Here is a 20,944-nt window from a genome sequence, read left to right on the forward strand (position 1 = left end):
GGCCCCGGCCCCCTCACCCCCGTACGGCCACCGCCTAAGCGTGCGTACGCAACAACGTCCGCATCGTCCGCATGGCCACCGACAGATTCGCCAGATCGAACGCGTCCGACCCCTGGATCTCCTCCAGCGTCGCCCGCGACCGGGCAAGGATCGCCGCGTTCTTCTCCTCCCACGCCCGGAACCGCTCCTCCGGCGTGGACGTCCCGTTCCCCACGCTCAGCACGTCCGACGTGAGCGCCGCGTGCGCCGCGTACAGGTCCTCGCGGATGGAGGCGCGGGCCATGGACTGCCAGCGGTCGGCCCGCGGCAGCTCGATGATCCGGTCCATCAGCTGGGTGATCCGCAGCCGGTCCGCCAGGTCGTAGTAGACCTCGGCGACCTCCAGCGGGTCCTTGCCCGTCCGGTCCGCGATGGCGACGATGTCCAGCGCCGGGAAGGCGGAGGAGAACCCGGCGACCCGGCCCGCCAGCTCGCTCGGAACACCCGCGGCGGTCAGCTCGTCCAGGATCGAGTGGTACCAGTCCAGGTCGGCACCGCGCATCAGCTTCGGCAGCTCGTTCCAGACCTGCTCGACGCCGTCCCGGAACATCGCGATGGTCTCCGCGATGGCGACGGGCTGCGGCCGGTTGCCCAGCAGCCAGCGCGAACCGCGCTCCACCAGCCGCCGCGAGTGCAGCCGGATCCGGGTCTGGACATCGGCCGCGACCTGGTTGTCGAGCGCCTCGACCGCGTCCCACACCGAGGAGAGCCCGAAGATCTCGCGGGCCGTGAACTGGGCCCGCACGATCTCCTCGATCGACGCCCCGGTCTCCTCCCGCAGCCGGTGCAGGAAGGTCGACCCCGCGGTGTTCACCGTGTCGTTGACCAACACCGTCGTGATGATCTCGCGCCGCAGCGCGTGCCCGTCGACCGCCTCCGGGAACCGCTGGCGCAGCTCGCTCGGGAAGTAGGCGTGCACCAGCTTCTGGAGGTGCGGGTCATCGGGCAGGACAGTCGAGATCAGCTCATCCGCCGTCGTGATCTTGGTGTAGGCGATCAGCACCGCCAGCTCGGGCTGGCTGAGCCCCGTCTCGTTGCTGAGCAGCTCACGGATCTGCCGGTCGGCGGGCAGGAACTCCAGCGCCCGGTCCAGCGCGCCGTCCCGCTCCAGGCGCCGCATGAAGCGCTGCTGGGCGTGGAGCAGGGAGGGGGCCTGGGCGGAGGCGTTGGAGAGGGCGACGTTCTGCGCGTAGTTGTTGCGCAGGACGAGCGCGCCGACCTCGTCGGTCATGTCCGCGAGCAGCTTGTTGCGCTGCTTGACGGTCATGTCGCCGTCCCGGACGAGTCCGTTGAGCAGGATCTTGATGTTCACCTCGTGGTCGGAGGTGTCCACACCGGCGCTGTTGTCGATCGCGTCGGTGTTGATCCGGCCGCCGCTGCGGGCGAACTCGATGCGGCCGAGCTGAGTGGCGCCGAGGTTGCCGCCCTCGCCGACGACCTTGGCCCGCAGGTCCTCGCCGTTGACGCGGATCGCGTCGTTGGCCTTGTCGCCGACGTCGGCGTTCGACTCGGAGACGGCCTTGATGTACGTGCCGATGCCGCCGTTCCACACCAGGTCGACGGGGGCCTTGAGGATGGTCTGCATCAGGTCGGCGGGCGTCATCTTGCTCACCGACGCGTCGATGCCGAGCGCCTCACGGATGTGGTTGTTCAGCGGGATCGACTTGGCGCTGCGCGGGTGGATGCCGCCGCCCGCGGAGAGCAGGCCGGTGTCGTAGTCGGCCCAGGAGCTGCGCGGCAGGTCGAAGAGGCGGCGGCGCTCGGCGTACGAGGTGGCCGCGTCCGGGGCCGGGTCGATGAAGATGTGCCGGTGGTCGAAGGCGGCGACCAGGCGGATGTGCTCGGAGAGCAGCATGCCGTTGCCGAACACGTCACCGGACATGTCGCCGACGCCGACGACGGTGAAGTCCTCGGTCTGGGTGTCGTGGCCCAGCTCGCGGAAGTGCCGCTTGACGGACTCCCAGGCGCCGCGCGCGGTGATGCCCATGCCCTTGTGGTCGTACCCGGCCGAACCGCCGGAGGCGAACGCGTCGCCGAGCCAGAAGCCGTACGCGACGGCGACCTCGTTGGCGATGTCGGAGAAGCTCGCGGTGCCCTTGTCGGCGGCGACGACGAGGTAGGTGTCGTCCTCGTCGTGGCGGACGACGTCGGCGGGCGGCACGACCTCGCCGGCCACCATGTTGTCGGTGATGTCCAGGAGCGCCGAGATGAAGGTGCGGTAGGCGGCGATGCCTTCGGCGAACCAGGCGTCGCGGTCCACGGACGGGTCCGGGAGCTGCTTGGCGACGAAGCCGCCCTTGGCGCCGACGGGCACGATGACGGTGTTCTTCACCATCTGTGCCTTGACCAGGCCGAGGACCTCCGTACGGAAGTCCTCGCGCCGGTCCGACCAGCGCAGCCCGCCGCGGGCGACCTTGCCGAAGCGCAGGTGGACGCCCTCCACACGCGGCGAGTAGACCCAGATCTCGTACGCCGGGCGGGGCGCGGGCAGGTCCGGGATGGCCTGCGGGTCGAACTTCATCGAGACGTAACTGTGCGGGGTGCCGTCGTCCGCGTTCTGGAAGAAATTGGTGCGCAGGGTCGCCTTGATGACGGTGAGGAAGGACCGCAGGATCCGGTCCTCGTCGAGCGAGGCGACCTGGTCGAGCGCTCCGTCCAGCTCCTCCAGGAGCCCGTCGGTCAGCTCCAGACCCGCGCTCTGGCGGCCGGGCGACATCCGGGCCTCGAAGAGCGAGACGAGCAGCCGGGTGGTGTGGACGTTGTTGCGGAGCGTGGACTCCATGTAGTCCTGGCTGAACGTCGAACCGGCCTGCCGCAGGTACTTCGCGTAAGTGCGCAGCACCATGGCCTGGCGCCAGTTCAGCCCGGCGCCCAGCACCAGCGCGTTGAAGCCGTCGTTCTCCGCCTCGCCCTTCCAGACGGCGGCGAACGCCTCCTGGAAACGGGCGCGGGCGTCGTCGGCGAGGTGGCCGGTGTGCCCGTCGGCCTGCGGCATCCGCAGCCCGAAGTCGTAGATCCAGGCGTGGGTGCGGTCCGCGCAGCGCAGCTCGTACGGACGCTCGTCGACGACCTCGACACCGAGCTGCTGGAGCGCCGGGAGGACGGCGGAGAGGGAGACCTGCTCGCCGGTCCGGTAGATCTTGAAGCGGCGTTCGCCGGGGCCCGCGCCGACCGGCTCGTACAGGCTGAGCGCGAAGTCCTTCTCGCCCTCCTTGAGGGTCTCCAGGTGGACCAGGTCGGCCACGGCGGCGCGCGGCGAGTGGTCGGCCTTGTAGCCCTCGGGGAAGGAGTGGCCGTACTGGCGGCTGAGTTCGGCGGCGCGCTCCTCGCCCAGCTCGGCGTTGAGCGCCTCTCCGAAGCCGTCGGCCCAGGAGCGGGCGGCCTCGACCAGGCGGGCCTCGATGCGGTCGGCGTCGGCGTCGGTGAGGTGCGGCAGCTCGGTGCCCGGCGGGACCCGGATGACGAAGTGCAGCCGGGAGAGGATCGACTCGGTGTTCCAGGCGGTGAAGTCGACGCTGGTGCCGCCGAGCTCCTCCTTGAGGATGTCGATCAGCCGCAGGCGTACGCCGGTGGTGTACCGGTCGCGCGGGAGGTAGACGATCGCGGAGTAGTAGCGCCCGTACTCGTCCTGGCGCAGGTAGAGCCGGAGCCGGCGGCGCTCCTGGAGGTAGAGGACGGAGGTGACGACGGCGCGGAGCTGGTCGACGGGGGTCTGGAACAGCTCGTCGCGCGGGTAGGTCTCCAGGATCTGGAGCAGGTCGCGGCCGTCATGGCTGTTGTACGAGAATCCGGCGCCCTCCACCACTTCGGCGACCTTGCGGCGGATGACGGGCACCCGGCGCACGGACTCGGTGTAGGCGGCGGAGGAGAAGAGGCCGAGGAAGCGGCGCTCGCCGACGACGTTGCCCTTGGCGTCGAACTTCTTCACGCCGACGTAGTCGAGGTAGCTGGGGCGGTGCACGGTGGCGCGGCTGTTGGCCTTGGTCAGGACGAGGAGCTTGTGCTCGCGGGCCTTGGCGCGGGCGTCGGCGGGCAGCCGGTCGAAGGACGGGCTGACCGGGTGGTCCTCGCTCTCGCTGTGCTGCGGGTCGGAGCGGAGGATGCCGAGGCCGGTGCCGGGTACGGCGGCGAGCGCGTCGCTGTCCTTGAGCTCGTACTCGCGGTAGCCGAGGAAGGTGAAGTGGTCGGCGGCCAGCCAGCGCAGCAGCTCGCGGGCCTCCTCGACCTCCTCGTCGGCCAGATCGTCGAGCGGTTCGCCGGGCAGGTCGTCGGCGATCCGGAGGGCGGCGTCGCGCATCTTCCCCCAGTCCTCGACGGTCTCCCGTACGTCGGACAGGACGCGGCGCAGGTCGGCGGTGATCTGCTGGAGGTCGGCGCGGTCGGTCTCGCGGTCGATCTCGACGTGGATCCAGGACTCGACGAGCGCGTCGTGCGGCAGTTCGGCCTTCACGCCGGGCTTCGGGGCGCCGGGGCCGCCGGCGAGGACCTCGATGAGCTTGCCGGTGACATCACGGCGGACGGTGACCTGAGGGTGGATCACGACGTGGATGCCGCGGCCCTGCCGGGACAGCTCGTTGGTGACGGAGTCCACCAGGAACGGCATGTCGTCGGTGACGACCTCGACGACGGAGTGGCTGCAGGTCCAGCCGTTCTCCTCGACGGTCGGGGTGTGCACCCGGACGTTGGCGGTGCCCTGGGGCCGGTTCTCGGCCAGCCGGTAGTGCGAGGCGGCGGCGCCGTAGACGTCGTCCGGGTCCCGGCCGCTGAGGTCCTCGGGAGCCGTATGCAGGTAGTAGCGCTGAAGGTAGGCGAGCGTGGCGTCCTGCCCCGGACGGGCGTCCTCGTCGGCCCCGGCGGCGGCGACCCGCACCCGGGGGGTACCGCCCGGGCCACCGACACCACCGCCCGGGCTGTTGTCAGCTACCTGGGCGGCCCGTGCGAGCTGCTCGGCCTTGGCTTCGTCCAGCTTGGTCTGCATGTCCTCTGGCTCCTGTCGCGCGCCGTTGCGTGACGTAGGTGAGAAAAACGACGTACCGCCACGACACGGGGTTTCCGGTCTGGGTCGACGCTATGCCGCTTCGAGAGTTACCCGGGACCGCATGGGCCGTTTTTGACGGCCGGTCCGGGGTCGGAAGATCGCGGATCGCCCGGGTGCGGTGGCACTCCGGGCGGCGGCCGGGGGCTTCGCTGCCCCCGAGGCGTATCGCGCTGATCACGGCACCAGGCTATCGCCCCGGCACCCCACCCCGTCATGAGCCGCATGTGTACAAAAGAAGACACCGAACTTTGACACTTCGGACAGTGCGGTGCATCGCCCCTCCAACCCCGTCCGGCGTTTGAGGACATCCCTTTCAGCTCGTCCGGTGCTTGAGGACGTCCTTCAGGCCGTCAGGCCGAGAACGTCTCCGCCAACGCCACCGCCTCCCCCAGGCTGTCCACCACCGGCACCCCCGCCGCCAGCAGACTGCTCCGGCTGTGCGAGCCCCCGGTGTACAGCACCGCCCGCGCCCCCACATGCGCCGCGGCCACCGCGTCGTCCACCGCGTCCCCGATGACCACCGAGTTCTCCGGGGATATCCCGCCCGCGCGCGCCAGCGCCTCGAAGTGCCGCTCCATGTGGAGCGCCTTGCTTCCGCCCGACGGCCCGGTCCGCCCGTCCACCCGGACGAAATGCGACTCGATCCCGTACCCGCGCACCACCGGGACGAGGTGCTCGTGCCCGTACATGCTCAGCAGGGACTGGCTGTGCCCGGCCAGCGTCCACCGCGCGAGCAGGTCCTCCGCCCCGGCGGTGAGCCCGCAGGCGACGCGGCGCTCCGCGTAGTACCGGTGGAAGATGTCGTCCATCCGCTCCCACTCGGCCTCGGTGGGCAGCCGGCCCAGGAGCCGCTCGTAGAAGCGGGGTATGGGCACGCAGTACATCTCGCGGTACTGCTCCAGGGTGAGCGGCGCCAGCTCCACCTCGGCGAACGCGGCGTTCGTCGCGTGGATGACGGCGTGGATGTCGTCGAGCAGCGTGCCGTTCCAGTCCCAGACCAGATGCGTGCGTGTCTTCCCGGGTGTCATACAGAAAACGTACCCGCAGGGTCTGACAACGCCGAGGCCCCGGCCGACGAGCTTCAGCCGATGAGGTTCAGCCGATGAGCTGCGGAATCTCCTGGACGCCGAACCAGAGCAGCTCATGGTCCTCAGCGCCGTCCACCGTGAACTGCGCGTCGTCGTCGCCGAGGTCCGCCGCGCCCAGGGCCGCCGCGGCCGCGGCCACGTCCTTCTCGGCCTCGTCGGCGTCCACGTGCACCGCGGCCGCCTTGGCCAGCGGCAGCGAGGCGGCGAGACGCACCTCACCGATCGAGGCGGCGCTCAGCCCGTGGTCCGGGTCGGCGGTGGCGGCCCCGTCGGAGACGTCGACGGCGACGACGATACGGCGCCGGGCCTCGTCCGGGTCTCCGGCGATCAGGCGGAGCGAGGCGGCGGCGGCCCGGTTGAGCGCCGCGTACTCCAGCTCCTCGATGTCGTCGGAGACGTACCACTCGCGCAGCCCGGGGGTGACCGCGTAGGCCGTCAGCGGGCCCGGACCGACCTCGCCGGACGCGTGTGCCGCTGCGAGACCGGAGAGGGTCAGGGGGACGTACACGCGCATGGCAGGCCGCTTTCGTAGTCGGAAGACGCCTTCAGGATACGTGGGGACCGTCCCCTTTCGGGTTTCGGCAACCGGGGGCCCACGTCCACCCGCGACGCTCCGTCACCCCCGCGCCGGCCCTTGCGCCCCAAGGCCCGCAACCCGGATAGGTGAATCGTCCCGAGCCCCTGACCGGGCGCGGGAGCCCCTTGCGGTGTTGCCGACCGTCCCCGTAGAAGATCCCCAGCACAAGTTACCGCCCGGTATTTCCGGGCCCGGTTCACGGGGGCGACGAACATGAGCACGAACAGCACGAGGCCCGCCGGCCGCCGCGACCAGCGCCGGCCCCAGGCCGTACCTCCGCAGCGGTCCCGGCGCCTCCAGCCGCACCGCCCGCCGCGGCCCCACCAGTGGTTCGCCGAACGGCTGCTCGCGGTCCTCAGCGGCCAGCGCCCGGTGCACTGGATGCTCGGCCACACCATCGGCGACGCCTACGACCAGCTCGCCGAACTGGCCCCCACCACCCCGCTCGGGACCGCCCGGGGCCACCGCCCGGTCCTGCGCCACTGCCACGGCGCCCAGCCCGCCACCGGCGTGGTCGAGGCCTTCGCCAGCATCGCAGCGGGCGACCGGGTCCAGGCCATGGCCTTCCGCCTGGAGCAGGGTTCCGACCAGCGCTGGCGCTGCGCGGCCGTGGAACTGGGCGGCGAACGCCTCGTCCCCGCCCGCCGGTGACCCTCACGACGCGGCCGGGGCCGGACACCCTGCGGTGTCCGGCCCCGGCCGGTGCGGCGCTGCTGGCGCTACTTCTTACGACGGCGACCGCCGCCGCCACCGCTCTTCTGCGCCTTGCGGCGCTCGGCACGCGTCATGCCGTCCGAGGAACCGGACTGCGCACCGTCGGTGGCGAAGTCGCCCTCGACGACACCGCCCTCGCCGTCCACCGTGGGGGCGGAGAAGTGCAGCCGGTCCGGACGCTGCGGAGCCTCCAGGCCCTTGGCACGGATCTCCGGACGCGCGGCGGGAGCACCCTCCTTGGCGAGCGAGGTGCGCTCGGCCGCGTCCTGCACGGGAACCTCTTCGACCTGCTGCTCGACCTGGACCTCCAGGTTGAACAGGTAGCCGACGGACTCCTCCTTGATGCCCTCCATCATGGCGTTGAACATGTCGAAGCCCTCGCGCTGGTACTCGACCAGCGGGTCCTTCTGCGCCATGGCCCGCAGGCCGATGCCCTCCTGGAGATAGTCCATCTCGTAGAGGTGCTCGCGCCACTTGCGGTCCAGCACGGAGAGGACGACGCGCCGCTCCAGCTCACGCATGATGTCGGCGCCGAGGGTCTTCTCGCGCTCCTCGTACTGCTCGTGGATGTCGTTCTTGACCGACTCGGCGATGAACTCGGCGGTGACGCCCGCCAGATCGCCGGCCGCCTCCTCCAGCTCCTCGACGGTGACCTTCACCGGGTAGAGCTGCTTGAAGGCGCCCCACAGCCGGTCCAGGTCCCACTCCTCGGCGAAGCCCTCGGAGGTCTCCTGCGCGATGTAGTCGTCGATCGTGTCGTCCATGAAGTGCCGGATCTGCTCCTGCAGGTCCTCGCCCTCCAGGACGCGGCGGCGCTCGCCGTAGATGACCTCGCGCTGCCGGTTGAGCACCTCGTCGTACTTCAGGACGTTCTTACGCGTCTCGAAGTTCTGCTGCTCGACCTGCGACTGGGCGGAGGCGATGGCACGGGTGACCATCTTGTTCTCGATCGGCACGTCGTCCGGGACGTTCGCCATCGACATGACGCGCTCGACCATCTGCGCCTTGAACAGCCGCATCAGGTCGTCGCCCAGCGACAGGTAGAACCGGGACTCGCCCGGGTCGCCCTGACGGCCGGAACGACCGCGCAGCTGGTTGTCGATCCGGCGCGACTCGTGCCGCTCGGTGCCGAGCACGTACAGCCCGCCGAGGTCCTTGACCTCTTCGAACTCCGCCTTCACGGCCAGCTCGGCGGACTCCAGCGCGGCGGGCAGCGCGGCCGCCCACTCCTCGACGTTCTCCACCGGGTCGAGGCCGCGCTGGCGCAGCTCCGCCTCGGCGAGGTCGTCCGGGTTGCCGCCGAGCTTGATGTCGGTGCCTCGGCCGGCCATGTTCGTGGCGACCGTGACCGCGCCCTTGCGGCCGGCCTGGGCGACGATCGTCGCCTCCCGGTCGTGCTGCTTGGCGTTGAGCACCTCGTGCTGGACACCGCGCTTGGAGAGCTGCTGCGAGAGGTACTCGGACTTCTCGACCGAGGTGGTGCCGACCAGGATCGGCTGGCCCTTCTCGTGCTTCTCGGCGATGTCGTCGACGACGGCGGCGAACTTGGCGACCTCGGTGCGGTAGATCAGGTCCGACTGGTCGGCCCGGACCATCGGCCGGTTCGTCGGGATCGGCACCACGCCGAGCTTGTAGATCTGCTGGAACTCGGCGGCCTCGGTCATCGCCGTACCGGTCATGCCGGAGAGCTTGTCGTACAGGCGGAAGAAGTTCTGCAGGGTGATCGTGGCGAGGGTCTGGTTCTCGTCCTTGATGTCCACCCCTTCCTTCGCCTCGATCGCCTGGTGCATGCCCTCGTTGTAGCGGCGGCCGGCGAGGATACGGCCGGTGTGCTCGTCGACGATCATGACTTCGCCGTCGATGACGACGTAGTCCTTGTCCTTCTTGAACAGTTCCTTCGCCTTGATGGCGTTGTTCAGATAGCCGACGAGCGGGGTGTTGACCGACTCGTAGAGGTTGTCGATGCCGAGCCAGTCCTCGACCTTGGCGACGCCGGTCTCGTGGATGGCCACGGTCCGCTTCTTCTCGTCGACCTCGTAGTCGCCGGTCTCCTCGATGCCCTTGAGCTGGTTGCCCGCCTCACCCTTGGTGAGGCGCGTGACCAGCTTGGCGAAGTCGCCGTACCACTTGGTGGCCTGGTCGGCCGGGCCGGAGATGATCAGCGGCGTCCGGGCCTCGTCGACCAGGATCGAGTCGACCTCGTCGACCACGGCGAAGTTGTGGCCGCGCTGGACGAGCTCGTCCTTGGACCACGCCATGTTGTCGCGGAGGTAGTCGAAACCGAACTCGTTGTTCGTGCCGTACGTGATGTCGCAGCCGTACTGCTCGCGGCGCTGCGCCGGCGTCATGTTGGAGACGATGCAACCGATGGTCAGGCCCAGGAACTGGTGGACCCGGCCCATCATCTCGGAGTCGCGCTGGGCGAGGTAGTCGTTGACCGTGATCAGGTGCACGCCCTTGCCGGAGAGCGCGTTGAGATACGAGGGCAGGGTGCCGACGAGGGTCTTGCCCTCACCGGTCTTCATCTCGGCCACATAGCCGAGGTGCAGGGCGGCTCCGCCCATGATCTGTACGTCGTAGTGACGCTGTCCGAGAACGCGCTTGGCGGCCTCGCGGACCGTGGCGAACGCCTCGGGGAGCAGGTCGTCCAGGCTCTCGCCGTCCGCGTACCGTTCCTTGTACTCGTCGGTGAGCGCCCGCAGCTCGGCGTCGGAGAGGTTGACGAAGTCCTCTTCGATGGAGCTGACCTGGTCCGCGATGCGGTGCAGTTTGCGCAGGATCTTGCCTTCGCCTGCACGCATGAGCTTGTTGAAGACGGACACTGAGGCTGGTCTCCTTGCCGGTCGGGCCTGGCACTGGGTCGTGTGATGGACTCTGGCGCGGGCACGGCAGGTGGGCCCCACCGCAACGGCCATCGTAAGCGAGGACACCACCGCGTCGGGAGGGCTGCCGTCGCGTGGACCTCGCCGCACCCTCTCCGGACAACGTGCCAGAGGCGCGGAAGGTGCCGGGAAGCGCCGAAAGTGCTCGCATCGCGGCTCTCCGCTCATGAGAATCACCGTATGGAGCCGACCACTCTCACCACGCGACGACTTCTTCTGCGCCCGTTCGGTCCGCGGGACACCTACCGGGTGCACGCGGCCTGCCAGGATCCGGACATCCAGCGCTGGACGGTGATCCCCTCCCCGTACCGGCTGACCGACGCGGAGCTGTTCACCGCGAAACTCGCTCCGGCGGGCTGGCGGGACGACTCCGCGTACAGCTTCGCCCTGGAGCTGCCGGAGTCCGCGACGCTCGTCGGGGCGCTCTCCATCGACCGCCGCAGCCGGCCGGGGACGTACGAGGTGGGGTACTGGTCCACCAAGGAGCACCGAGGTCGCGGGTACGTCACCGAGGCGGTGCTCGGCTCCGCCCGCTGGGCCTTCACCGCGCTCCGGGCGGACCGGCTGGAGTGGCGGGCCGAGATCGGCAACCTGGCCTCCCGTGCCGTGGCGCTGCGGGCCGGGTTCCGGCTGGAGGGCGACCAGCGGTCCGGGCTGCTCAACAAGGGCGTGCGGCGCGACGCGTGGACGGCGGCGCTGCTCCCGTCCGACCTGGGGCTGCCCGGCGCCCATCCGTACCTGCCCGGGCGCCACGCCGGTCAGCCGGGCGGCGCTCCGGACCCGGCGCGTGAACGGTGAGCGGACCGGTGAGCGGACCGGTGGGATCCGGAGTGCGCGCGGCCGGAGGTGGTGGCCGGATCCCCTCCCCCGGTGTCAGTGGTGCCGTCTAGGGTTCCCCGTATGACGCCTGTGCCTCCTCCCGCAGTCGAACTCTCCGCCGACCAGGCCCGCCGCATCGCGCTGCGCGCCCAGGGCTTCCTGGGGGCTCCGGACCGCCGGGCGGGGGTTCCGGGGGTGCTGCGGCATCTCGGGGCCGTCCAGTTGGACACCATCTCGGTGCTGGCCCGCTCGCACGAGCTGATTCCGTACGCCCGGCTCGGCGCGGTCGGCCGGCGCACGGTGGAGGAGGCGTACTGGTCGGGGGGCCGTTCCTTCGAGTACTGGTCGCACGCCGCGTGCATCCTGCCCGTCGAGGAGTGGCCGCACTTCGCGTTCCGCCGCCGCGCCTACCGCGCCCGCCCGCAGTGGCACCACGACCTGCCCCACGGCGTGTACGACACGGTGATCAAGCAGCTGCGTGCCGAGGGCCCGTTGACGGCGACCGAGCTCGGCGGCGCGAAGAACGGCGGGGAGTGGTGGGACTGGTCGGGCTCCAAGGTCGCCGTCGAACGAGCCCTGATGTACGGCGAGGTGGTCTGCACCGAGCGGCGCGGCTGGAAGCGGATCTACGACCTGGCCGAGCGCGCCATCCCGGACGCCGTGCTCCACGACGACCTGAGCGACACCGAGTGCCGGCGGCGGCTGGTCGCGCTGGCGGGCAAGTCCCTGGGCGTCGGCACGCGGAGCGACATCGCGGACTACCACCGGCTGCGGGGCGAGGAGTTCGACGCGGTGGTGGCGGACTCGGGCCTGGTCCCGGTCACGGTGGAGGGCTGGGCCAAGCCCGCCTGGGCGGACCCCGAGGCGCTGGCCAAGGAGCCGCGCGGCCGCCACCGTACGACGCTGCTGTCGCCGTTCGACTCGTTGGTGTGGGAGCGGGCGCGCACCGAGCGGATCTTCGGCTTCACGCACCGGCTGGAGGCGTACATCCCCAAGCCGAAGCGGATCCACGGCTATTTCGCGATGCCGTTGCTGGCAGGCGGGAAGCTCCAGGGCCGCGTCGACCCGGCGCGCGACGGCACCACGCTGGTCGCCCGGCAGGCCTCGCTGGCCGGTCCGAAGGCGGTGGTCCCGATGGCCGAGGCCCTGGTGGAGGCGGCGGCCTGGGTGGGCTGCACGGACATCCGGCTGGAGCGGATCGACGCGCCGGAGCTGCGCGACCCGCTCAGGGACGAGATCGGCCGGGCGCTGCAGCGCGCCTACCGCTGAGGGCCGCGGTGGCTACCGGATCTCCAGGATCTTCTCGCGCATCGCATAGACCACGGCTTCCATGCGGGAGTGCAGCTGCAGCTTCTCCAGGATATTGCGGACGTGGTTCTTCACCGTGTTCTCGGAAATGAACAACTCCTTGGCGATATCCCGGTTGTTCATGCCGGTCGCCACGAGTTTCAGCACTTCCAACTCCCGGTCGGTGAGCCGGGGCGCGGGGACGAGCCGGCGCTCGTCGGTGCGCTGGATCATCGATTTGAACTCGGTGAGCAGCTTGGAGGCCATCGACGGGCTGATCTGGGACTGCCCGTCCGCGACGGCGCGAATGGCCGTCGCCACCTCGTCGGTGGAGATCTCCTTGAGGAGGTATCCGGTGGCGCCCGCCTTGATCGCGTCGTAGAGGTCGGCTTCCTCGTCGCTGATCGTCAACATGATGATCTTCGCGCTGGGGGCCACCTCCTTGATGGCCGTGCACGCCTCGATGCCACCACGTTTGGGCATCCGCACGTCCATGAGGATGATGTCGGGCAGCAGGTCCGCGGCCTTGTCGACCGCCTCGGAGCCGTCACCGGCCTCACCGACGACCTGGATGTCCTCCTCCTGCGCGAGAACGATCTCCAGACCCCTGCGGAAGAGCGCGTGGTCGTCCACCACGAGGACCCGGATGGGCTCCTTGCGCGAGGCGCCGTCCGGGGCGTCACCGGCACGGTCACCGCCGTCGTCGGAACCGCTCGCGTCACGCACGGGCCCGAAGGTGTCCGCCATCGTTCCTCCCCCTGAAGGCCACGGCCTGATAGTCATCGGTCGTCCGCCAACGGCGTTTCACCGGCCACCGATTGGCTTGGGGCGCCATGATTCCATGCCGCGAGGCCGAAGCGGTGATCCCGCACCCGCGCGCAGGTGCCCCTGGTGGCGTGAAAACGCTCCAGGGGCACCGTGACGGTGTGGTGTCAGCCGCCGAGTGCGCCGCCCGCGCCGCCTGCCTCATCAGCGGCGAGCGGGTCGGTCCTCAGGTGGATGACGCCGTAGTCGTAGGCGTGCCGCCGGTAGACGACACTGGGCTCCTTCGTCTCGGAGTCGACGAACAAGTAGAAGTCGTGCCCGACCAGTTCCATCTCGTAGAGCGCCTGGTCGAGCGCCATGGGCGCGGCGGTGTGGGTCTTCTCGCGCATCACGAGAGGCCCTTCGCCCTGCACCTCGATCGATCCGACCTTGGTGGTCGGTACGGGTTCCGACGGCTGCTCGCCGACCAACTCGCCGTCCTCGTCGAACGAGGCGACACCCGGCACCACGTCCCCGACCTCGGCGGCCGACAGACGGCCGTTGCCCCGGCGGCTGTAGCGCTTGTCGTGCTGCTTGCGCAGCCGGGCCTCCAGCTTTCCGGTGGCCAGGTCGAGCGCTGCGTACGGGTCGCCCGCCGCCGCCTCCGCCCGGATGACCGGACCGCGCGAGCGGAGCGTGATCTCCACCCGGTCGGAACGGTCGGCCTGACGGGGATTCGGCTCCTTGGACACCTCGACGTCGAGGCTGATCACCTTGCCGTCGAACTTCTGGATCTTGTCCAGCTTCAGCTTCTCGGCCACGTGCTTGCGGAACCGCTCGGGCACCTCGGTCTTGCGGCCCTTGACGACGATGTCCACGCAGAACTCCGTTCCCGGATCGCCCCGCTTCGGCGGCGGGGCATCTCCCTTTTGCACCAGCCCCCGGTGATCCCCAGGGGCCTCGGACTCGGTGACTTTCGCCTCCTCCTCCCCCGTCGGAGAGGTCACAACCCCACCGGCTTGAGCACGTCCGGTTCTTCGGTGAGTTACCTGCCCGAAACCTCATGGTGCATTCATCGAGATTCGGCCTTCACCACTCCTCACCACCGAACATAGCCTGCACACCGGGGTATCGGCACCCGCTACCGGTACTTCCCTCCGTTCAGGGGGTTTTGCCCTCTCATTACCTGCAACGATGCAAGTTCTCGGTCAGTTCCGGTTTATTTCGAAGGCGGACGGAGAAGCAGCGACGACCGCCGCCGCGCACACCGCGCGGCCTGAGGGTCCTCCGCCGCTCCCGAGCGCCTCGGTGACCGCCCGCGCGGCCTCGGCCAGCGTCGATCCCGTCGTCAACAGGTCGTCCACCAGAACCACCCTCCCGTGGTCGAGGAGCCGCACCGACCCCGCGGCGACGCCCAGCGCCCCGGCGAGATTGGCCCGCCGCCGGTGCGCCCGGAGACCCGACTGATCGGCGACCGCGCGCAGCTGCCGCAGCACCGGGAGCACCCTGACCCGCCCGCCCGTACGCCGCAGCTCGTCCGCCGCCGCGCGGGCGATCCGGAGCACCGGATCATGGCCGCGGGCCGCGGTCGCGGAGCGCGCGGAGGGCACGGGCACCAACAGCAGGGGCCCCACGGCTCCCGCCTGCCCCGTCCCGGCCCGTACGGAGGCCGCCAGGGCCCGTCCGAGCGGTCCGGCGAGCCCGAGTGCCCCGCGCTCCTTGTGGGCCAGCAGCACCGCGCGTACGGCGTTCGCGTACGGCGCCGCCGCATGGACCGCCGGAAGCCCCGCGGGCCGGGGCGAGGGGAGCACGCTGCGGGCCGGCGCACCGTTCAGCGCGGCCCCGCAGGCCGGGCACAGCTCCGTACGCGGCCTGCCGCAGCCCGCGCAGGCCACCGGCAGGACCAGGCCGGAGAACTCCCGCCACCAATCCCGCATGCGTCCACGGTGCCCGGCCCCCGCCGAGCCGTCCACCCCTGTGGAAAACCGCGTTCGGAAGCGCCAGGTCAGCCCGGGTAGACCAGCGAGGTGCCTTCTTCCAGGACCGTCTGCCAGTTGTCCCCCGGCGAGAGCTTCACTATGCCGTCGCTCTCGGTCTCCGCCATCAGCGGAAGCAGCTCGTCGTCCGCCGCGGCGACCGCCTGGACCTGATTGACCCCGGGCAGCACCCCGGAGGCGCCGGAGGACGACGTGGACCCGTCCGCCTGCACGTACCGCACCTGCTGGACACCGCCCGCCTCCTTGCCGACCACCACCAGACGGCTGCGGCCCGACCAGGAGATCGCCGTCACGTCCGTGAGCTGCGGCGCGGCCTGGCGCAGGTCCTCGACCGAGATCTCGGGCGCCTCGTCGGTCCCGCGTCGCTCGACCCGGCCGATCTTCAGCGTCGTACGGCCGTCCTCCGTCACCAGCAGGGCGATCCGCACCCCGTCCGCCGACAGCCGCAGCTCCTCGATCCGCCCGCCGTCCAGCCCCGGGACCCGCACCTCCTGCGGCTCGCCCTCACCCTCGGCCAGCCGCAGCAGTCTCGGGCGCGCCTGGTCGCGGTCGGCAACCCACAGGTCACCCCGCCCGTCCCAGCTCGGCGACGACAGCCGGTCGGCGGTCTTCTTGCCGGCGCTGGTCACCGCGGGAGCGGCCAGCTCACCTTCCGCGTCCAGGGACGCGACGTACAGGTTCTGCCCGGTGGCCGAGACCGTGGCGGCCCGCCGTTCGTCCCGGGCCACGCCGATGGCGCCCATCGCGACCGTGCCGGCGCCCAGGGGGCCGCGCACCACCTCGGGCGTGCCGATGCCCTCGGTGACGCTGGGGATCCGCTGGACCTTGCCCTTGGCGTCGATGAAGTACTGGCTGTCGGGCCCGTCGGAGCCGCTGTCGGAGGAGAACTTCGCCGCCTCGTCCGCGTCCAGCGCGCAGAGCCGGCCGCGCCCGCCCTCCAGCTCCACCTGCTCGACCCGCGCGGAGGTCAGGTCCCGCAGGGTGAAGAGCACCTGGGCGGCCATCATCCGGCAGGCCGTCCGGCCCGCCTTGTCGGCCTTGCCGTTGAGCGGCACCTTCAGGACGTTCTGATCGTCGGGGGCCAGCGCGACGACGTCCTTGCGCAGGGCGGTCCCGGTGGGGAAGCGGGAGTCGACCACGGGCCGCAGCCAGTTCGTCGGTCCCTCCAGCAGCGTCCTGACCGTCTGCGTCGCCGTGCTCATCCGGGTGACCGGATCGGTGCCGGTGCGTACGTAGACGGGGTCGGCGACGAGCGTCGGCTGCCCGTTCGTCCGGCCGGTGGCGTAGTAGTACTTGTTCACGGAGCGGTAGAGCCGCTTGAAGTCGGACTGCCCGAGGACCAGGCCGTCCGGCACGATGTCGATCCGCCACTCGGTCTTGCCGTCCGCCAGCTTCTCCCGCACCAGGTGCAGCACCTGGGAGTAGTCGGTGGGGGCAAGCGGCTGGTAGGAGCTCTGGGCGTCGACCGCCGCCACCTTCTCGCCGGTCAGCGTGTAGGAGGTCTCGGAGTCCCGGCGCTCCTCGTCGTGGAGCAGGGGGCCGTTGCGGTTGGGGGCCTGGGAGAGCACCGTGGTGCCCTCGCCCGGCTGCCAGGTCTCGGCGGCGTCCTCGCTCAGATACATGCGGGTGGTCCGGAAGCCGGGATCGTCGCTGGTCATCGACTCCAGGAACCCGTCGACGATCTCGCTGGGCGCCGCGCCCTCGCGGGGCTCCACCGCGTACACCTGCACCTGGGAGTCGCCCGGCTGCGAGGCGTCGACCGCCTTGACGTCACCGGTCACCGGCATCGACCCGCAGCCGACGAGCACGAGGACGGAGCAGCCGAGCAGCGCGGTGATCCGCACGCCGCGTCCGGGGCCACCACGACGGCGGTCAGTACCCACGAGTGGTGTCCTCCTGGTCGGAATTCTGCGCGGCGGAACCGGCGCCGCCGGAACGCTCCGGCGCCGGGCGGGCCACGACCCGGGCTCCGCTGCCGGGCAGCGCCGCCGGGTGCGCCGAGGCGGGCGCCGGGTGCGGCACCGTGGAGCCGCGGCCGGGCACGGGCAGCGACGAGCGCTCCTTGGCCCCGGACTGGCTCGGTACGGAGACCAGCCGGTTCTCGCCGGCCGGCGCCTCGTCGCGCTCCCGGCTCTCCCGGTTACGCCGGGAATCCTCCGGCTCCAGCGGTATCGGCGAACCGCGCAGGGGCTCGTCCGCCGTACGCGGCAGGGTCAGCCGGAACTGGGACCCGCCGCCCGGCTCGCCCCACGCCTGGAGCCAGCCGCCGTGCAGCCGGGCGTCCTCGACGGCGATGGAGAGCCCGAGACCGGTCCCGCCGGTGGTCCGGGCGCGCGCCGGGTCGGCGCGCCAGAACCGGTTGAAGACGCGGGTCGCCTCGCCGGGCTTGAGCCCGACCCCGTAGTCCCGTACGGCCACGGCGACCGCACCCTGCGCCACGCCCATCCGCACGACGACGTCCCGTCCCTCGCCGTGCTCGACGGCGTTGACCACGAGGTTGCGCAGCACCCGCTCGACGCGCCGGGCGTCGGCCTCGGCGATCACCGGCTGGTCGTCGCCGAGGACCAGGATCCGGCTGCCCTTGCGCTCGGCGAGCGGTTCGGCACCGCCGATCACCCGGTGCACCACGGTCCGCAGGTCTATCGGCTCGGCCTCCAGCGCCGCCGCGCCCGCGTCGAACCGGCTGATCTCCAGCAGATCGGCCAGCAGCGACTCGAAGCGGTCGAGCTGGTCGCCGAGCAGCTCGGCGGAGCGCGCGGTGACGGGATCGAAGTCGGCGCGCGCCTCATGGATGACGTCGGCGGCCATCCGTACGGTCGTCAGCGGGGTCCGCAGCTCGTGCGAGACATCGGAGACGAAGCGCCGCTGCATCCGGGAGAGCTCCTCCAGCTGCTGGATCTTCAGCTGAAGGTTCTGCGCCATCTTGTTGAAGGCCTCACCGAGCCGGGCGATGTCGTCCTCGCCGGTGACCTTCATCCGTTCCTGGAGCTTCCCGGCGGAGAGCCGCTCGGCGATACCGGCCGCCATCCGCACCGGTGTGACGACCTGCCGCACCACGAACCACGCGATGGCGCCGAGCAGCACCACGACGAAGAGACCGGCGGTCGCCAGGGTCGTCTTGACCAGCGTCAGGGACTTCTCCTCCTGCGTGAGCGGGAAGAGGTAGTACAGCTCGTACGGCTGCTGGTCGATGTCGTAGAGCCGCTTGCCCACGACGAGGCCCGGCTGGGACTCGTTGCCGTTGGAATAGCGGATCAGGGAGTACGTCTGGAACGCGCCCTGCCCCTTGCCCACGTCCTGTCGCAGGCGCTCGGGCACGCTGGAGGCCTCGACGCTGCCCGAACCACGTGGCGCACGGCCGCCCGCGCCCTCGCTCACCGAGTCCGCGCTGAGCGCGACCACGTTGAAGGCGTTCTTGCCGCCACTGGCGAGCTGGTCGACGAGCTCGGTGCGCCACGAGGTGTTGGCGGTCATGCCGTCGGGCCCCTCGGTGCCCGGCGCCAGGGAGGCATTCGCCTTCTCCTGGGCCGCGGCGAAACCGCCGGCGGCCTGGGTCTGGGCGGCCTTGCCCTTCGCGTCGAGCAGACCGTTGCGGACCTGCCCGATCACGACGAAGCCGAGCAGCAGCACCACGCCGATCGACATCAGCAGCGTGCCCGCGACGACGCGGAGCTGCAGATTGCGCCGCCACAACCGCACGGCGGGCAGCAGGGGACGGCGAACCCACCGCATCAGCAGACGCGGTACGGGCCCACCGGGCGCCCGGTCCTCGAACAACCGGCCGCCCTGGAGGAAACGGCTCATACGAGAGGCCTTCCGTCCCGGACCGGCAGCCCGCTCCGCACGGACTCCCGGCTCCCCGGGGTTCGGAGCAGCGCTGCCTTCGGCCATGTCAGCTCGGTCCGGCCTTGTAACCGACCCCTCGGACGGTCACGACGATCTCCGGCCGCTCCGGGTCCTTCTCGACCTTGGAGCGCAGCCGCTGGACGTGCACGTTCACCAGCCGGGTGTCGGCCGCGTGCCGGTAGCCCCAGACCTGCTCCAGCAGGACCTCACGGGTGAAGACCTGCCACGGCTTGCGGGCGAGGGCGACCAGCAGGTCGAACTCCAGCGGGGTGAGGGCGATGGACTGCCCCTCCCGCTTCACGGAGTGACCGGCCACGTCGATGACCAGGTCACCGATGGTCAACTGCTCGGGCGCGGGCTCTTCGGACCGCCGCAGGCGGGCCCTGATCCGGGCGACCAACTCCTTAGGTTTGAACGGCTTGACGATGTAGTCGTCGGCCCCTGATTCCAGGCCGACCACGACATCGACGGTGTCGCTCTTGGCAGTGAGCATGACGATCGGCACACCGGACTCGGCCCTGATCAGCCTGCACACCTCGATGCCGTCCCTTCCGGGCAGCATGAGGTCGAGCAGCACCAGGTCCGGCTTGGCCTCACGAAATGCGGCCAGTGCCTTGTCGCCGTCCGCTACGAACGACGGCTCGAAACCTTCTCCACGCAGCACAATCCCGAGCATCTCGGCCAGTGCGGTGTCGTCGTCGACGACAAGGACGCGTCCCTTCATAATCGACATCATCCCATTAGCTAATCGTTACCTGCGATGACCTGGCACACAGCTCCGCCAGTGCGACCCCCGTGACCGGGGAAACGACCCCCTCCTCGGTGACGATCGCCGTGATCAATTCGGGCGGCGTGATGTCGAAAGCCGGGTTGTACACCGGGGCCCCGAGGGGTGCGACGACCTTCCCACCTCCGGCGCCCGCCGATACGCCCTGCGACGATGTGACCTCCGTCACTTCTTGCCCGGAACGCTGCTCGACGATGATCGATGTGCCTTCAGCCGTCTCCATGTCCACGGTCGTCGTCGGCGCCACCACGATGAACGGCACGTGGTGGTACTTCGCGAGCACGGCCAGCGGATAGCTCCCCACCTTGTTGGCCACCGAGCCGTCCGCCGCGATGCGATCCGCCCCGATGAGCACGGCATCCACCTCACCCGCCGCGAACAGCGAACCCGCCGCACTGTCCGTGAGCAGGCTGTACGCCATCCCGCTGCGCGCCGCCTCGTACGCCGTCAGCCTCGCCCCTTGGAGCAGCGGCCGGGTCTCGTCCACCCACAGCCGGCGCAGCCGCCCTTGCCGGTGCACCCGCAGGGCCACCGCGAAGGCCGTCCCCTCGCCCCCGGAGACCAGCGCCCCGGTGTTGCAGTGGGTCAGCAGCTGATAGCCCCGCCCCGGCAGCAGCTCCTCCAACAGCGCCGTCCCGTGCTCCGCCATCCGCACGCTGGCCCGGGCGTCCTCCCGGTGCAGCGCCTGAGCCTCGGCCAGCGCCACGACGGCGGCCTCCTCGGCTCCCGCCCCCTTCCCGGCAGCCGCCCAGTAGGCCGCGGCCACCCGCCGCACCCCGTAACCGAGGTTCACCGCGGTGGGCCGCGCCCGCTCCAGCAGCCCGGCGGCCTCCGCCACGTCGTAGCCCCGTGCCGCCGCGAGCGCCACCCCGTAGCCCCCGGCGATCCCGAGCAGCGGAGCCCCCCGTACCGCCAGCGTCCGGATCGCCCGCACCAGCGCGGGCACATCCGTGCACACCAGCTCGACCTCCTCCGCGGGCAGCCGCGTCTGGTCGAGGAGCACCAGAACGGGACCTTCCGGAAGCTCGTCCCAACGGAGTACGGGAAGCGCGGGAGGCTCGCTGCCCACCGGCGTTTGCGCGTCCTGATCAGCCATCCGTCCAGTCTGCCCGGTGAGCCGCCCACA

14 protein-coding genes are annotated in these 20,944 nt (G+C 70.8%); 3 read left to right on the top strand and 11 right to left on the bottom strand.

From position 1 onward, the window contains the following. Positions 1 to 34: 34 nt before the first annotated feature. The 3 genes from ACQP09_RS11965 to ACQP09_RS11975 form a co-directional block, all read right to left on the bottom strand. A complete protein-coding gene (locus ACQP09_RS11965; RefSeq protein WP_433398292.1) occupies positions 35 to 5,017 on the bottom strand; it encodes an NAD-glutamate dehydrogenase in 4,983 nt (1,660 codons plus the stop codon). Between the two features lie 410 nt (positions 5,018 to 5,427). Next, positions 5,428 to 6,105 (bottom strand): HAD family hydrolase, encoded by a 678-nt coding sequence (locus tag ACQP09_RS11970; protein ID WP_432150488.1) that lies wholly within the window; start codon positions 6,103 to 6,105, stop codon positions 5,428 to 5,430. Between the two features lie 67 nt (positions 6,106 to 6,172). After that, on the bottom strand, positions 6,173 to 6,679 hold the full coding sequence (locus tag ACQP09_RS11975) for a DUF6912 family protein (protein ID WP_433398294.1): 507 nt from the start codon (positions 6,677 to 6,679) through the stop codon (positions 6,173 to 6,175). Between the two features lie 276 nt (positions 6,680 to 6,955). Between ACQP09_RS11975 and ACQP09_RS11980 the strand changes: the two genes are divergently transcribed. Continuing rightward, positions 6,956 to 7,393 carry an Rv3235 family protein gene (locus tag ACQP09_RS11980; protein WP_433398296.1) on the top strand — a complete coding sequence of 146 codons (438 nt, stop codon included), beginning with the start codon at positions 6,956 to 6,958 and terminating at the stop codon, positions 7,391 to 7,393. A gap of 68 nt (positions 7,394 to 7,461) precedes the next feature. On the opposite strand, the gene secA is transcribed toward ACQP09_RS11980, so the two are convergent. Then, the gene (secA, locus tag ACQP09_RS11985) at positions 7,462 to 10,278 is read right to left on the bottom strand and encodes a preprotein translocase subunit SecA (protein ID WP_433398297.1); all 2,817 of its coding nucleotides are present in this window, start codon (positions 10,276 to 10,278) and stop codon (positions 7,462 to 7,464) included. A 240-nt stretch (positions 10,279 to 10,518) separates the two neighbouring features. On the opposite strand from secA, the gene ACQP09_RS11990 reads away from it, so the two are divergent. Both ACQP09_RS11990 and ACQP09_RS11995 read left to right on the top strand, forming a co-directional pair. Then, positions 10,519 to 11,136 (top strand): GNAT family N-acetyltransferase, encoded by a 618-nt coding sequence (locus ACQP09_RS11990; protein ID WP_433398299.1) that lies wholly within the window; start codon positions 10,519 to 10,521, stop codon positions 11,134 to 11,136. 102 nt (positions 11,137 to 11,238) lie between these two features. Beyond that, the gene (locus ACQP09_RS11995; protein ID WP_433398301.1) at positions 11,239 to 12,426 is read left to right on the top strand and encodes a winged helix-turn-helix domain-containing protein; all 1,188 of its coding nucleotides are present in this window, start codon (positions 11,239 to 11,241) and stop codon (positions 12,424 to 12,426) included. Between the two features lie 12 nt (positions 12,427 to 12,438). Here ACQP09_RS11995 and ACQP09_RS12000 read toward each other — a convergent pair whose 3' ends face one another. The 7 genes from ACQP09_RS12000 to mtnA form a co-directional block, all read right to left on the bottom strand. Continuing rightward, positions 12,439 to 13,191, bottom strand: a complete 753-nt coding sequence (locus ACQP09_RS12000; protein ID WP_433398303.1) for a response regulator — start codon at positions 13,189 to 13,191, stop codon at positions 12,439 to 12,441. 185 nt (positions 13,192 to 13,376) lie between these two features. After that, a complete protein-coding gene (gene hpf / locus ACQP09_RS12005; RefSeq protein ID WP_018512285.1) occupies positions 13,377 to 14,066 on the bottom strand; it encodes a ribosome hibernation-promoting factor, HPF/YfiA family in 690 nt (229 codons plus the stop codon). 330 nt (positions 14,067 to 14,396) lie between these two features. Beyond that, on the bottom strand, positions 14,397 to 15,125 hold the full coding sequence (locus ACQP09_RS12010; protein ID WP_433398305.1) for a ComF family protein: 729 nt from the start codon (positions 15,123 to 15,125) through the stop codon (positions 14,397 to 14,399). Positions 15,126 to 15,193: 68 nt separating this feature from the next. Next, the gene (locus ACQP09_RS12015; protein ID WP_433406560.1) at positions 15,194 to 17,029 is read right to left on the bottom strand and encodes an LpqB family beta-propeller domain-containing protein; all 1,836 of its coding nucleotides are present in this window, start codon (positions 17,027 to 17,029) and stop codon (positions 15,194 to 15,196) included. A gap of 28 nt (positions 17,030 to 17,057) precedes the next feature. Then, on the bottom strand, positions 17,058 to 19,076 hold the full coding sequence (mtrB, locus tag ACQP09_RS12020; protein ID WP_433398307.1) for an MtrAB system histidine kinase MtrB: 2,019 nt from the start codon (positions 19,074 to 19,076) through the stop codon (positions 17,058 to 17,060). 1 nt (position 19,077) lies between these two features. Next, the gene (gene mtrA / locus ACQP09_RS12025; RefSeq protein WP_007448372.1) at positions 19,078 to 19,767 is read right to left on the bottom strand and encodes a two-component system response regulator MtrA; all 690 of its coding nucleotides are present in this window, start codon (positions 19,765 to 19,767) and stop codon (positions 19,078 to 19,080) included. Between the two features lie 4 nt (positions 19,768 to 19,771). After that, a complete protein-coding gene (mtnA, locus tag ACQP09_RS12030) occupies positions 19,772 to 20,914 on the bottom strand; it encodes an S-methyl-5-thioribose-1-phosphate isomerase (protein WP_433398310.1) in 1,143 nt (380 codons plus the stop codon). Between the last annotated feature and the right edge of the window lie 30 nt (positions 20,915 to 20,944).

Source organism: Streptomyces sp. CA-146814, assembly GCF_050942385.1.
GTDB lineage: Bacteria > Actinomycetota > Actinomycetes > Streptomycetales > Streptomycetaceae > Streptomyces.

Coding starts and splice junctions, on each gene's coding strand:
- ACQP09_RS11965 (WP_433398292.1), bottom strand. CDS start 5,017: ATGCAGACCAAGCTGGACGAAGCCAAGGCCGAGCAGCTCGCACGGGCC.
- ACQP09_RS11970 (WP_432150488.1), bottom strand. CDS start 6,105: ATGACACCCGGGAAGACACGCACGCATCTGGTCTGGGACTGGAACGGC.
- ACQP09_RS11975 (WP_433398294.1), bottom strand. CDS start 6,679: ATGCGCGTGTACGTCCCCCTGACCCTCTCCGGTCTCGCAGCGGCACAC.
- ACQP09_RS11980 (WP_433398296.1), top strand. CDS start 6,956: ATGAGCACGAACAGCACGAGGCCCGCCGGCCGCCGCGACCAGCGCCGG.
- ACQP09_RS11990 (WP_433398299.1), top strand. CDS start 10,519: ATGGAGCCGACCACTCTCACCACGCGACGACTTCTTCTGCGCCCGTTC.
- ACQP09_RS11995 (WP_433398301.1), top strand. CDS start 11,239: ATGACGCCTGTGCCTCCTCCCGCAGTCGAACTCTCCGCCGACCAGGCC.
- ACQP09_RS12000 (WP_433398303.1), bottom strand. CDS start 13,191: ATGGCGGACACCTTCGGGCCCGTGCGTGACGCGAGCGGTTCCGACGAC.
- ACQP09_RS12010 (WP_433398305.1), bottom strand. CDS start 15,125: ATGCGGGATTGGTGGCGGGAGTTCTCCGGCCTGGTCCTGCCGGTGGCC.
- mtrB (WP_433398307.1), bottom strand. CDS start 19,076: ATGGCCGAAGGCAGCGCTGCTCCGAACCCCGGGGAGCCGGGAGTCCGT.
- mtrA (WP_007448372.1), bottom strand. CDS start 19,767: ATGATGTCGATTATGAAGGGACGCGTCCTTGTCGTCGACGACGACACC.
- mtnA (WP_433398310.1), bottom strand. CDS start 20,914: ATGGCTGATCAGGACGCGCAAACGCCGGTGGGCAGCGAGCCTCCCGCG.